At 42.0% G+C, this 13,282-nt stretch carries 16 protein-coding genes; 13 read left to right on the forward strand and 3 right to left on the reverse strand.

Going from position 1 to position 13,282, the window contains the following annotated elements; all coding sequences use genetic code 11:
- The first annotated feature begins 6 nt into the window (after nt 1-6).
- The 8 genes from J4N37_RS24035 (at nt 7) to J4N37_RS24070 (ending at nt 7,910) form a co-directional block, all read left to right on the forward strand.
- Entirely contained in the window at nt 7-1,407 is a 1,401-nt protein-coding gene (locus tag J4N37_RS24035; RefSeq protein ID WP_045389112.1) for a DUF3131 domain-containing protein, read from the forward strand.
- Between the two features lie 15 nt (nt 1,408-1,422).
- Nucleotides 1,423-2,805: a DUF3131 domain-containing protein gene (locus J4N37_RS24040; protein WP_045389109.1), complete on the forward strand. Its 1,383-nt coding sequence runs from the start codon at nt 1,423-1,425 to the stop codon at nt 2,803-2,805.
- Complete coding sequence (locus tag J4N37_RS24045) at nt 2,802-3,710, forward strand: hypothetical protein (protein ID WP_045389106.1); 909 nt, start codon at nt 2,802-2,804, stop codon at nt 3,708-3,710. The genes J4N37_RS24040 and J4N37_RS24045 overlap by 4 nt, the downstream gene beginning before the upstream one ends.
- A gap of 99 nt (nt 3,711-3,809) precedes the next feature.
- Complete coding sequence (locus tag J4N37_RS24050; RefSeq protein ID WP_252042614.1) at nt 3,810-4,574, forward strand: family 16 glycosylhydrolase; 765 nt, start codon at nt 3,810-3,812, stop codon at nt 4,572-4,574.
- Nucleotides 4,575-4,640: 66 nt separating this feature from the next.
- Nucleotides 4,641-5,924, forward strand: coding sequence for a glycosyltransferase family protein (locus J4N37_RS24055; RefSeq protein ID WP_252042615.1), 1,284 nt, complete (start codon nt 4,641-4,643; stop codon nt 5,922-5,924).
- A 208-nt stretch (nt 5,925-6,132) separates the two neighbouring features.
- Nucleotides 6,133-6,654, forward strand: a complete 522-nt coding sequence (locus J4N37_RS24060; RefSeq protein WP_045389097.1) for a DUF4136 domain-containing protein — start codon at nt 6,133-6,135, stop codon at nt 6,652-6,654.
- A gap of 113 nt (nt 6,655-6,767) precedes the next feature.
- Nucleotides 6,768-7,184, forward strand: coding sequence for a hypothetical protein (locus J4N37_RS24065; protein WP_252042616.1), 417 nt, complete (start codon nt 6,768-6,770; stop codon nt 7,182-7,184).
- A gap of 45 nt (nt 7,185-7,229) precedes the next feature.
- Nucleotides 7,230-7,910 (forward strand): DedA family protein, encoded by a 681-nt coding sequence (locus J4N37_RS24070; RefSeq protein ID WP_252042617.1) that lies wholly within the window; start codon nt 7,230-7,232, stop codon nt 7,908-7,910.
- Between the two features lie 78 nt (nt 7,911-7,988).
- On the opposite strand, the gene J4N37_RS24075 is transcribed toward J4N37_RS24070, so the two are convergent.
- From J4N37_RS24075 to J4N37_RS24085, 3 genes are all read right to left on the reverse strand, one after another.
- The gene (locus tag J4N37_RS24075; RefSeq protein ID WP_252042618.1) at nt 7,989-8,306 is read right to left on the reverse strand and encodes a hypothetical protein; all 318 of its coding nucleotides are present in this window, start codon (nt 8,304-8,306) and stop codon (nt 7,989-7,991) included.
- 89 nt (nt 8,307-8,395) lie between these two features.
- Nucleotides 8,396-8,848 carry a hypothetical protein gene (locus J4N37_RS24080; protein WP_252042619.1) on the reverse strand — a complete coding sequence of 151 codons (453 nt, stop codon included), beginning with the start codon at nt 8,846-8,848 and terminating at the stop codon, nt 8,396-8,398.
- A 152-nt stretch (nt 8,849-9,000) separates the two neighbouring features.
- The gene (locus J4N37_RS24085; RefSeq protein ID WP_045389088.1) at nt 9,001-9,642 is read right to left on the reverse strand and encodes a murein L,D-transpeptidase catalytic domain family protein; all 642 of its coding nucleotides are present in this window, start codon (nt 9,640-9,642) and stop codon (nt 9,001-9,003) included.
- Between the two features lie 574 nt (nt 9,643-10,216).
- Between J4N37_RS24085 and J4N37_RS24090 the strand changes: the two genes are divergently transcribed.
- The 5 genes from J4N37_RS24090 to J4N37_RS24110 all read left to right on the forward strand — a co-directional run bounded on the left by J4N37_RS24090 (nt 10,217) and on the right by J4N37_RS24110 (nt 13,244).
- A complete protein-coding gene (locus J4N37_RS24090; RefSeq protein ID WP_071235890.1) occupies nt 10,217-10,627 on the forward strand; it encodes an NUDIX hydrolase in 411 nt (136 codons plus the stop codon).
- A 179-nt stretch (nt 10,628-10,806) separates the two neighbouring features.
- The gene (locus J4N37_RS24095; protein WP_252042620.1) at nt 10,807-11,424 is read left to right on the forward strand and encodes an NUDIX hydrolase; all 618 of its coding nucleotides are present in this window, start codon (nt 10,807-10,809) and stop codon (nt 11,422-11,424) included.
- Nucleotides 11,425-11,432: 8 nt separating this feature from the next.
- The gene (locus tag J4N37_RS24100; RefSeq protein WP_252042622.1) at nt 11,433-12,131 is read left to right on the forward strand and encodes an aspartate/glutamate racemase family protein; all 699 of its coding nucleotides are present in this window, start codon (nt 11,433-11,435) and stop codon (nt 12,129-12,131) included.
- 47 nt (nt 12,132-12,178) lie between these two features.
- On the forward strand, nt 12,179-12,352 hold the full coding sequence (locus J4N37_RS24105; protein ID WP_086026606.1) for a hypothetical protein: 174 nt from the start codon (nt 12,179-12,181) through the stop codon (nt 12,350-12,352).
- A 136-nt stretch (nt 12,353-12,488) separates the two neighbouring features.
- Nucleotides 12,489-13,244: a 5'-methylthioadenosine/adenosylhomocysteine nucleosidase gene (locus J4N37_RS24110; RefSeq protein ID WP_010452393.1), complete on the forward strand. Its 756-nt coding sequence runs from the start codon at nt 12,489-12,491 to the stop codon at nt 13,242-13,244.
- The last annotated feature ends 38 nt before the right edge of the window (nt 13,245-13,282 follow it).

A 13,282-nucleotide genomic window follows, 5' to 3' on the forward strand; every position in this document is an offset into this window, starting at 1 on the left:
AGATGTATGCGCACAGTTACGTACAGTTTGATTGCTTTGGCGTTGGTCGGATGTGGAAATAAATACAATCAGTTTTCTGAAGATATCGTAGAGAGAAAAACGCATTGGAACATACCTCAACCAAGACATGGGCAGCTGACTGAGCAAGAAATGGAAATGGCTCGTATTGCTTGGAAATATTTCGAAAACAACTTTCAAGAATCGACGGGGCTCGTTAACGCAGTAAATGCTTATCCTTCGGTCACTTGGTGGGATGCTGCTTCGTATCTCGCTGGGATGGTCAGTGCCTATGAGTTAGGAATTATCGATAAACCTGAACTCGATAGGCGATTAGTGAAATTTTTGACCACACTAAATAAGCTAGATCTGTTCATGGGTGAACTACCAAACAAGGCCTACAATACGCAAACAGCGGCAAAGGTAGATTACGCCAACCAACCTGGAGAGATCGGTTACTCAGCCTTAGATTTAGGTCGGCTATTGATTTGGCTATACATCGTTAAGCACCGCTTTCCTGAGTTTGCTACTAGCATTGATTCGGCAGTCTTGAGGTGGAACTTCTGTAACGTGGTGGATGAAAACGGCACTATGTTTGGCGCTCTACTAGAGCCAGGTAAAGAAGTACAGTACCTGCAAGAAGGACGTTTGGGTTATGAGGAGTATGCTGCAAAAGGGTTTGAATTATGGGGCTTCGATACAACGCAAGCCGCAATGGCAGAACCATATGCCACCATCAACCTTTATGGATATGATATTCCTTATGATACGCGAGACCCACGAAAGCTAAAAGCTCATAGTTACGTTGTAACTGAAAGTTATGTTTTGGATGGTATAGAACTAGGTTGGGATCATGTCTCTGATCGAACTGCTCATGATAAGCACTACTCCCACGAATGGATGGCTGAGTTTGCATTGCAGATTTATCGAGTACAAGAGGAGCGTTACAAACAAACAGGGATAATTACAGCAAGAACCGAGCATCAACTTGCTGGGGCTCCATACTTCGTTTACGACACTATTTATACTGATGGTTTTGCATGGAATACCATATCTGAAGTGGGCGAGTTCCTACCACAATATTCCGCAGTTGCAATTAAAGGTGCTATGGGAATGTGGGTACTTTGGGATACAGAATATACCGATCTTCTGTTTGACCATGTTTCTACGGCTTATGACCCCGACAAAGGATTCTATGAAGGGATATTTGAAAACGGAACTGGATTGATCAACACGTTTACTTCTAACAACAATGGCATCACGCTTGAAATATTGCTCTATAAACAGCAGGGAAAACTCCTAACCTATAAAGATCAACTTGCACCGAGCTTGTGGGAAAAAGCTTTAGAGTCTCCTTTTGGTTATGAAGGTCAATGCTTACCGCGAAAAAAAATAGAGCCAATAGAGTAAGGGTAAGGTGCTTTAATGCATAAGACATGGTTCGTAGTGTTGTTGTCAGTGTCTATTTCCGCTTGTGGTGTCGTATATCGTGGTGTTAGCGATGGGTTTGATGCGATCAGTCAATCTCAAATAATTCGTCAAGGTAGACACGGGAAGCTAACAGAGCAAGAGGTCGAGTGGGCTTCGGTTGCATGGAAGTATGTTGAAAATAACACTCAACTTGCAACAGGTTTGGTAAACAGCATTGATAATTATCCGACAACAAATATGGCTGGTATTGCTGATTATCTAATTACTTTGCTTGCGGCGAGGGAGTTTGAATTTATCTCAAACAAGCAATATGACGAAAGGCTAACTTTAGTTCTATCTTTTCTAAACAAGATGGATTTGAGCTATGGGATAGCACCAAACAAGGTCTACGGCACGCAATCTGGAATGATGGTTAACTATGGAAATCAACCGCAAGATATAGGTTGGTCTTCTTTGGACGTGGGTAGGTTATTGATCGTTTTGGCTATAGTGAAACAACATTCGCCGGAGTTTACAGAATATATCGATAAAGCTGTCCTTAGATGGAATTTTTGTGAGTTGGTCAGTACAGACGGAGAATTGTATGGCTCTGTCATAAATGATGGTCAGTTAATAAGGTACAAGGAAGGTCGCCTTGGACTCGAAGAGTATACCTCTTTTGGTTACTTAGATTGGCAGTTGGTACCAGAGAAAGCGATGAACATAGAGCCTTATGATGTCGCAACAATATATGGCGTAGATTTGATATTTGATGGTCGCGATCCTAGGGTTTTTAACGTGTTGAGGCCGGTTTATTCAACGCCTTATTTGTGGATGGGGTTGGAATTCAATTGGGATAAATTGAATGATGACGGCTCCAGTGATGCCAGTCATTCAAATCACACATTGTCGGCTATGGCCGATGCCATATACCAAGTGCAAGAGTTGCGTTGGGAAAACGAACGTATTTACACCGCTCGAGGCGAACATGTCGTTTCTGGTGAGCCTTATTTTGTCTACGATGCGATATACGGTCTTGGTACACCTTGGATAACCTTAGCCGAAGACGGCTCTTCACATGATCATCTCGCGTTAGTTTCTACTCGTGTCGCGTTCCAAATGTGGGCATTATGGAAAACGGACTACACTGAACGTTTGATGGTTTTGGTCAAAGAACTCTATGACCCTCAGCGGGGGTGGTATGAGGGGCGTTATGAGCTTACCAGCGCTTACGAAAAAAGTATCAGTCTAAAAACTAATGCAGGTGTACTCGAAGCTCTTCTATACAAGCAAAATGGTAAGTTATATCAATTAGGTAAAACCAAAGAATATCGTGATGTGAAGTTCAATTCTCGATTTGACCATCCTGGACGCTGTTTAGTGGAGACATTTCGATGAAAAGTCTAAGTCTATTTCTGTGTTTAGTGCTACTTCCTTTTACAACTTCAGCACTAGAGTCGGCAGCGATTGACTTGCTTACTAAGCCAACACTTCTTTTGAATCAAGGCAGGTATAGGCAAGCTGCACAATCATTCCACCAACAAGCAAATTTAGCTTTGTCGAAAGAACTGCAATTGGGCAGTGAACAAATGTGGCAGGTTGCTGGCTTGGCAGATGGTTTAGCGAGTATATCTGCAGAAAGGGCGGAAGATCCAGTTGCGTATGAATATTGGTCAAACAGCATCAGATATTTTTTAATGGGGGGAAGCGATTGGCAAACGCTTCAACAGCAATTGCATCAAGAGGTTGAGCAAGCAAATACAAGCCTAAAGAGTAATTTGTCTCCTGATAGTGGCTATCAGGTAGACAGCAATTGGTTAGCGTTACTTGCTCTAGTTGAGGTGTGGGAAGAGAAGCTTGGCTTTCTCTCATTTACTTCTCCAAAGGTTGGTTTGTTAAAGGAGCGACAGGCTACACTGCAAGAATCGAGTAGAAGTCCTCAACAAGCAAGCGGACAGTTGAGGCAGTATACACCTGATGGTCAACTCAACATTAACAGCGGATTTGAAAGTAAATCGACGTTTGTAATGGAGCCAAAACCGCAAGCTAACCCAGAGCGTATCGTTGTTCAAAAGCCTAACGAACATAAGATTATCAAAGAAGGAAGTGAGCTAACTGTGGTTGAAGCCTTTCCTCTAGATGAAGTAACGCAATCTCTTGAATCCGATTATTCTGGTGAACATAAGGAAGAAAATATTGCTCAGGAAGCAGTAAAGCAAATCTCGAGAGGAAATGTTGAGTTACAGGATACGCAGCCTGTCGAAGCCATTCAGAGAAGAACTTTTACTCCCGTTAATGATTGATAGGTTACGGCAATTAATGTGCAAAATGTCACTTATGGATTACGCTTTAACTAAACCATAAAAATTTTTGAGTTATTTATGTCTATTAAGTGCCTAAGAATGACCAGTGTTTTTCCACTTGTTTTGATGTCTGCATCTGCTTTCTCTTCAAGTTTTTCTGATGACTTAACTAAGCTAGATGAGAGCCGTTGGTGGCTTTCAGACGGTTGGTCAAATGGTTTTCCTTTTTATAGCCGTTGGGATGCTGACGCAGTATCTTTCAACAGGAAAGGTATGAAAATAACATTATCCCCCGAAGAAAAGCGTAATGAAAATGGTGACTTAGTTTTTTCTTCTGGTGAGTTGAGAAGCCAAGAATATTTTTCCTATGGATGTTTTGAGGTTGATATGAAACCTGTAAAAGCACCCGGAGTCGTCAGCTCTTTCTTCCTCTTTTCTGGCCCCTTTGATAAGCCTGATGATGGTAATGGTATCCACAATGAAATTGATATTGAGTTTCTGGGATCGAATACCAACATGGTTCAACTTAACTTTTGGACAGATGATGACGCGTATGCGAACTCACATGAAACCATTATTTTTCTTGGATTTGATGCATCCAAGAGTTTTCATCGCTACGGAATCTATTGGGGCAAAGATTTTCTAGAGTGGTTTATCGATGGGAAATCGGTTCTGAAAGTTAAAAATAGTATCTATGACCCAATTCCAAGCGTAGAGAGCTCTAGATTGAGGGTAATGGCAAACGTGTGGGCTACCGATCCTCAAATATCTAACTGGGCTGGCTTATTTAATGTCACAAAGGCGAAGGCGTACAGTGCAAGGTATCGAAACTTTACTTACACACAAGATCAGCATTGTGAATGATTTGTATTAAACCAATTGCATACTAGTCTTAACTATGAATATATAATGTCATAGCTAGGGGAAAGTATGGTTACTCCATTATCAAAGGCTTTAGAACTGCTCAATGCGTCCAATACTAAATTTGATCTAACGAACGACACTCATCAAAAAAGACTTCTTCTGTTAGCGGATGAACTATTTCAGTTGAAAGACCTCACCATTGATAACTACAAGAGCATGGTTGCTAGACTTGAACCGCCGTTAGAATTTCAGCTTGCCGTCAAGCTTGTGGAGTCTAGGCGCATGATACTGCGGGTTGAAGAACCGACGAAAGTTGGAGTCGTGTTTGCTATGTGGGGGGAGCAGAATCGATTACGGCCTAAAAGCCCTCAAAACCCTAATGGTGAAGATTCATTAAGAACGAAAATTGAGCAGCTAAATTGGATCACGCAAGGCTCCAACGTTAGCTGGCATTTATATGCTGTCGATGATGGGTGTCCACACAAAAGCGCCTCAATCGCAAAGGGTATCGTTGAGCAATATCCTGTTCATATCAGAGAGAAAGTTACCGTTTTGCGTTTATCTGACGCAATACCAACAATGACTGGCCCACTTAAAAATCTACGTAATGTGGATGACTCAAGGAAGGGGGGAGCCATTATCCTTGGCTGTGAATGCGCATTGAGTAACGGGGTGGATGCGGTTGTCTACACTGACGCGGATAACTCTGTTCATCTGGGTCAACTGGGGTTGATCATTGAGCCTTTCGTTAATTCTGACAAGCAAGTGGTACTTGGCAATCGCAAACATGAAGACTCGATCTTGGTGAAGCAAGAAGAACGCTGGGGCGTAGGTATAAAAACATTGCGTCATATGCAGCGGATGATCGGAGCTCAAATCTTCGAGCGAGGTATAAAGGATACGCAGGCCGCATTTAAGCTCTACAGTAGAGATACTCTTACTTATATCTTAAAAAAACCGACAGTCTTTGATTTCTCTTTTGATACAGATTGGATTTTTGCTGCGATGGAAAAAAACAAATCGATAGCAACAATACCATTTGCGTTTATTGATTCTGCCGCAGAGTCAGCATCGGTTGTACAAGGACCTATGACTACTTGGTATGTACTCTTAGAAGGGCTTGTCAAAGCCGCAAAAGCCAGAGGTGCAGCTTACAGCGAAGATATGGCGGAAGTATTTAATAGAGAGATCCAATCCCATAAGGATTTGGAGTTGATTATTGATACGCTGCCGCCTCAGCTAGCTGGTGTTCACGACAGTGATCTCGGAAATCCAGATGTCATGTCTCCAGAATCTGTTGGTCAATGGATTTCAAATGTAAAAGCCCTGAATCAACAGTTGAGCGTTTAGCGACTTTAACTTGTTATTCGCAAGACAAAATGATGATGTTTTGTCTAGAGTTAACTCGTTCATTATCAGCTAAATTTGAAAAGTCTTTTTCTATAGCCAACACTGAAATGGGTGAGAGTCACTTACCTGTGCTCGTAAATGGTAAACAAATTCATGCTTTCGATGATTGTATTCATTAATGAGCATTCGCTATGAGAGGAGTAACGTGATGGTTAAAGCAGGAATAACAGCTTCATTATTGGCATTGATTCTTGGTGCATGTACAACAGTAAGTACTGACATAGACAAGCAAGCCGACTTCACGCTGTATAAGACTTTTGATTTTGGTGAGAAAGGTTCAACGCCAATGAGTCTCGACGCTCGTCGAATAGAAGAGGCTATTGAAGGGCAACTGCAGAGCAAAGGTCTTTCTATGGTGGAGGCAGGAGGGGATTTGTATATCCATCATGATATCCAGCAGGAATCTGAGCTTGTATCATCTGGTACTTCGTTTGGTGTGGGGTATGGCTGGAATAGTTTTGGAGTCGCTGTCTCTAGTCCAGAAAGGTATCGTGAAAGAAAGTATGGCAACTTAGTCGTAGAGCTTGTCGATACCAAAGCGAATCAAGTTGTTTGGAAAGCCATATCGAAGCGTAAGTTGACGGAATCCATGAGTACTGAAAAGCGTGAAGAATTTATCTCTGAAGAAGTGCAAAAAATGTTTGAGTTGTACCCGCCAAAAGAGCAATAAAACGGCACTTAGGTATCAAACTATGACCAAATTATTGTGATGTGAGAATTTCATTTGCATTGCGCTTCAAGTGGGGTTAAAACGTCTTATCGTTACGTTTGAGGCTCCCCTTGGTGCGTACCTTCCTGTTTGGTTTGCTCACTCTTGTTTTTTCTGGTTTGGTGTTTGCATCAGGGCAGAGTAGTGCTTTCCGGCAATCCCATTTCGCCACGCCAGCAGGGCTAGAGCATATCGAAGAAGAAAAGCTCAGAACGACTTTCTTTTTCCGCGAGTTAAATGCATCTCTCCAAGGTCGCCAGCAACTCCGCTTAAATTCTACTCGTCCAATATCCACTCAAGATCGTCCGCCCCTTTACAATGAGACTGTTCGTACAACGAGCGTTTGGGTGTCGCAATCAGAGCAATCTCTATCAAGTGCTTTACGCTGTGCTTATGCAATGCAGCATCGCGCAATGGATACGAACCACAATACTCGAGCGCGGGGTCTAGAAGAGGCAAACTTGCTATACCGATTTATTCATTATCAATAGTCAAATCTTAACGTTTTGATTTATTGGAATAATTTGGAGAAGTATATGTTTGATTCTATTTTAGATGTCTTGTTAGCGCTATGGCACCAAGATTTTTCTGCTTTGATGGCACCCGGTAGTGCGGGTTTGATCTACTTTGTAGTAGGCATGTTGATATTTTTAGAGAGTGGCTTTATACCAGCGGCTCCTTTCCCTTGTGACAGTGTGGTTGTTTTGTCTGGTACCCTTGCTGCAGTCGGGATTCTGGACCCGGTATTCATATTGCTATTGCTAACGGTATCCGCAGCGTTTGGTAGTTGGGCTGCGTATTTTCAAGGGAAATGGCTAAACCGCCTGCCTAAAGTGCAAGGCTGGGTAAATGCAGTGCCTGAAAGACGCCTCCACCAAGTGGACGTACTTTTAGGTAAACACGGATTGATTGCGCTGTTTTGTGCTCGTTTCGTTCCTGTTGTACGGTCATTGCTACCGTTAATGATGGGAATTAGAGGCAAGAAGGTGAACAAGTTTCACTATTTCTCATGGTTAAGCGCATTGTTATGGACGTTGTTGCTTTGTGGCTTTGGTATGTTGTTACCTTTGTTACCAGAAAACATCAGCAAATTAGTCACCATGGGGTTGATGGCAGCACCAGTAATCACGCTAACCATTGCCATTATGAGCTTCATTATTGTTAAAGTGCGTAAAACATGGAGCAAGTCAAAGGCAGCCCCGCAGCTTCCTCAATAGCTTCATTTGTATGTTTAAATGTGCATCAAAAATCAAAAAGGCGCTGTGGTAGCGCCTTTTTAATTCAAGTCAGTTTAATTAATATCCGGCATTGTAGAGCAGTTCACCGGCTTCTTTACATTCATTCTGGTAAAACTGTGTGAGTTCTCCTTCATCTATACCTTTTGCTTTGAACTCGGTCTCAGCAGAGGACAATTGGCCAAAGGTATAGCCGCGCTTGGTCATTAAGTAATGGCGGAACATAGCACGATGTTCAGGTACCGCGGTTCTAATGTTGGAGGCATTCGCACACTCTAGCAATGTCAAATCACTCATATCTTCAGTTTTAGCGGCCATAGCCGTAGCAGTGAATAAAGAAACAAAAGCCAGAGCGGTAACAGTCACGATTTTTTTCATAATCAGGATCTCGAGTTAATTTTAGAAGAGATCATCCATGGCTAATACTGACGGTTTCCATTTTGATGTCAGTACAGTCGATGCGCGAGCTATAAGTCGCGACTGTTTTTGAATACGTAAAGTAAGTTAGCTTGCTTCCAGCCTGGTAGGTGATGACCTCCATTGCTAGCGAACAAGTCTGCATTATTAGGTAAAGGGACTGCTTTAAGGGCAATCTCCAAAAGGGCAGGGGGGGAGAAGGCAACAAGTAAATGGTAATCCGGAGAAATACTCGATACGGGCTTACCATCGTTGTTAGATGAACGCCTGTATGGGAGTAGGCCAAGCAGCTCACGCTTTAAATGGCGAAAGTAACCTTCTTGGCTCCAAGAGTCATGAGCCTTCCACGTGCAACAGGGCGTTTTTATTACGTCAGTTAGCTTAGAGAACTTCTCTGAATATGTGTGTTGGGCTGCTGAGTATTGGTAGTTTTGCGCTGCAAGCATTTGCCCTGAGAACAGGGAGACTAACAACAAAAGCAAAAGGCGAAATACGTGAACCAAAACTAACCCTAAAACACAATGGAATCGATATTCGTTTGCTACCTGAAGGTGGCGCTTGCGTATACTAACGGCTTGCTGAAAGGATGAACAGTTTTTTGTCACATTAAAAAGGGAGCTGATATGCTCCCTTTTCAAAGTTAGTTCAAGAACCCTTATGCGCTGGCGTAGATAACACTGCCGCCTTTAATCGTATCGATGATTTTACGTGAAAGGTTTTGTGGTAAAGCTGGGCAGCCCCAGCTGCGACCAAGATAACCATTTTTTTGTATAAAAGAAGGGTTGGCGTAGTCGGCACCATGAACCACAATGTATCGCTCACGTGCTTTGTCGTTAACACCAGACGTCAGGCCATCCAAGCGAAGCGAATAACCATTAGAGCCATAGTAAGTGGTGTCGGTTAAGAACGTCCCCAAAGAGGTCTTACGAGAGTTCACGACATTAGAGAATTTCGTCGCGGTCTTCTTACCACTGTTTACACCGTGAGCGACATAGGTGTTGAAAATAAGCTTTTTCTTGTCCAAATCGACCACATAAAATCGTTTTTCAGTAGATGGTTTGCTGTAATCGATGATAGTTAAAAGAGGCTTCTTACGGTCTGAGGTCTTCTTGTAAGCTAAAAACGCATCATTGAATAAATGAAAATCAATGACGCCTTCCAACTGGGCTTCTTTATATGTCTTTTCAACAAGTTGCTTTGTCGCTTTTGTTTCTGTCGTTTTTTCTGATTGGTGAGCAAAGGCAAATGGTGAGACTGCCAATGACGTCCATATCAATAATAAAAATAGCTTTTTCATTGGTACTAAATAAAACTCTTGGTGTAGCGAATTTAGCGAGCGCTTCTTGCAATCGTTAATACAGCATGTACATCAATTTAATACTATTCTCAATGTTGTCTATTATGCGTAGTGACACCTATTACTCAAATACGATTAGTATTTGGTGAATATTGTTCAACTAACTAATTGAAATTAATCAACATTAAGAGGTTAATCGATGACTTTAAAAATCTTCAGAACAAATACTATCCGATTTGAGTAATTAATAAAACTGTGTTTACCGAGATTTACCAAGCGGGACATTAAATAAAACAACGTTTAATTATCGATTTGATAAAAATCCCCTTTTAATTCAAATAGATTATTTCTGCGAAAGTATTGCGTAAAAAATTATTAGATTGTGATCCTAGTCGTAACAAACCATTACTTACAAAATCTTAATGTAATGGTTGTCACTATGGATTATTAAGCATATTCAACCAAGTGTTCAGCTAGGTTATTGTATATTGTCAATTTATTCACTTACGTTGCTCACATCATTTACCTGTTTTATGTTAGCTTGCTAGAAAGCTATTACCAATAGGCGAAGAAGATGGAAGTTCATGAGTGTGTCTCGTTTATCCTAGTCAAGGATGATCAAGTTTTGTTGGAAACCAGAGCAAAGGATAAAGACTCAGACCCAGGTGCAATCGCGATACCTGGTGGCCACATGGAACAGGGGGAGTGTCAGCAAACAACTCTGTTCAGAGAAGTGAAGGAAGAGTTGAAAGTCAAACCCTCTCAGTTTGGGTACTTGTGCTCTCTGTACCACCCAACGATCGAACTGCAATTAATTCACTATTATATCGTTACAAGCTGGCAAGGTGATATTCAGAGTTTAGAAGCAGAATCTGTTGATTGGTATTCGATAATAAAAGCGCCAGTTTCAACAAAAGTCGATAGCATTGCATTAAGTGAATATCAGCGACTAAAAGAATCGTTGAAACCTTTGTTTAATCCGTAGAGTTCGGAAAAATCGCAAATGTGCGGGTGATGATTTTTTAAAAGTTGGAGTCATTTTAAAATATATTGAAATGTCCTTCTTTTAAAAATTAATACCTCGCGAAAACTTGATCAAAAATAAACTTCACTTTCAGCCAGTTATGCTAATTTTTGAAAATGAAAGGGAATAGAGGGAAGTGTATGTCGAAATGGTTAGACTGGGCAAAGCAACTTCAAGCAATAGCTCAAGCAGGGGAGGCGTATAGTAAAGACGCCTTTGATTTGGAACGATTTAAAATGGTCGAGTCCATTGCACATCAAATGTTTGCTGACATCAGCCAAAAACCAGTGGCTGATGTTCAAAACCTGTTTATTGCTGAAAAAGGTTACCCGACACCGAAAGTCGATCTTCGAGCTGGCGTTATTAAAGATGGCAAGATTTTACTGGTGAGAGAACGTGAAGATGGTGGTTGGACATTGCCTGGCGGTTGGGCTGACGTATGTGAAACACCAAGTGCTGGAGTAATTCGAGAAGTATTAGAAGAATCTGGTTTAGTTGTTGCAAATCCAAAGCTGATCGCTATACGAGATAGGGCCATTCACGATTACCAACCACCTTATCCATTCCATATCTACAAAATGTTTTTTTTATGTGAGTATGTCTCTGGTGAACCAAAAGAAAACATAGAAGTCTCCGAGATTGAGTTTTTTGACCAACACAAGATCCCTCAACTCTCTCAAAGCCGAACGCTACCGAGAGACATTGATATGGTGTTCGATGCTTTTTACAGTGAAGATTTTCACGTACACGTCGATTAAGGAAGATAATGAAAACAATAGGCCTAATTGGTGGTATGTCATGGGAATCCACCGCGAACTATTATCGAATCATTAACCGTGAAGTGAAAGCGCTTCTTGGCGGTTTGCATTCAGGGAAAGTCTGTTTGTACAGTGTCGATTTCGCCGAAATTGAAACGCTTCAACACCAAGGCCGATGGAGTGATACCGCCACAATTCTTTCTCAGGCTGCCAAATCGGTAGAAGCTGGTGGTGCTGACTTCATTTTGATTTGTACCAATACCATGCATAAAGTCGCTGACCAAATTCAGCAAGCAGTAGATGTACCGGTTGTCCATATTGCAGATGCAACCGCAGAGAAGTTGGTGGCTGATGGAGTCAAGAAGGTTGGTCTGCTTGGCACGCGATTTACCATGGAGCAAGACTTCTACAAGCAGCGACTTATCGACAAGTTTGGCATCGAGGTCGTCGTACCGAGTGTGGATGACCAAACGATTGTCCATGAGGTTATCTACAACGAGCTTTGCAGAGGTGAAGTGCGTGAGGATTCTCGTCAGCAGTACCTTGCTATTATCGACAATTTAGTTGAAGAAGGCGCTGAAGCCGTCATTCTTGGTTGTACTGAGATTGCGATGCTAGTTGAACCTCAGCACACTGGCGTAAAGCTTTACGATACAACGGAGATTCACGCGAAGGCTGCGGTAGAATTTGCACTCAATAAGGCGTGAGTCTCAACATAATTGAACGACATGATTTAATCACTCAGGGAAGAGTTATGAACTATAGATGCGGACAATGTCGCCAGTTTACTAGGCAGAAGGGTAGCGCAGACATTTGCGGCGCGTGGGGCCATCCAACCGATGCGAAACGTGCGGCTTGTGACTATTTTATGCCAACCGTTAGCGCAAAAGAGCGTGTCGCTTCTTCAATGAAAACCAAAAATGGCTAAGTCTTTCTCATTAATTGAGAATTTCTTAGCCAATCAGTATGTATTGACTAATGCAAACGATTGCTCGGTTTGGTATGTGTTGTATAATCTGCGTCGCGTCACACTTTGGTGACACGTATTACATTTCAGGACTCCCATGTTGAAGAAATCTCTTGCTCTAATGCTTGCTGCGTACTCACTTCCTTCCGTTGCAGGTTCGACCATCGGTATCGTCGGTGCGATGGATGTAGAAGTTGAAGCGCTATTGCCAAAAATCCAAAACCAACAAGTAAAAAAAATCGGTAGTCATCGCTTTTACACGGGTGAGTTAGAGGGTAAAACGGTTGTCGTGACTAAATCGGGCGTTGGTAAAGTGAATGCCGCAATGACAACTACACTCTTGATTCAATCTTTTGGTGTTGACCAACTTATTTTTACTGGTATTGCTGGTGCTAGTGATCCTAAGTTGGACCCACTCGATGTAGTGGTCTCAACACGGTTGGTTCAGCATGATGTTGATCTAACAGCATTTAATATGCCAAGAGGACTGCTGCCTGACTATCAAGAACGTTACTTCTATGCAGACAAAACACTGCAAAAGTATGCGTTTGATGCGGCGGTTGAAACCTTAGGCAAAGAGAGCGTTTATCGTGGCATTATTGCATCTGGTGACCAGTTTATTGCAAGCAAAGTTAAAGTGACGGGCATCTATCAAGAATACAATGCGATGGCAGTAGAGATGGAAGGTGCGGCACTTGGTCAAGTGGCCGAAGCGTTTAAAGTGCCGTATGTGGTCATTCGAACAATTTCTGATAAAGCGGATGGTTCTGCGGATATTGTTTATTCCGATTTAAAAAAGGCAACCGCAGATAACTCCGCCAATATTACGCTTAATATGCTTAAGCAAATGTAATGGTCTTAAAAAGCAGCGATAAAACGCTGCTTTTTTGT

The organism is Vibrio sp. SCSIO 43153 (assembly GCF_023716625.1).
Lineage (GTDB): Bacteria > Pseudomonadota > Gammaproteobacteria > Enterobacterales > Vibrionaceae > Vibrio > Vibrio rotiferianus.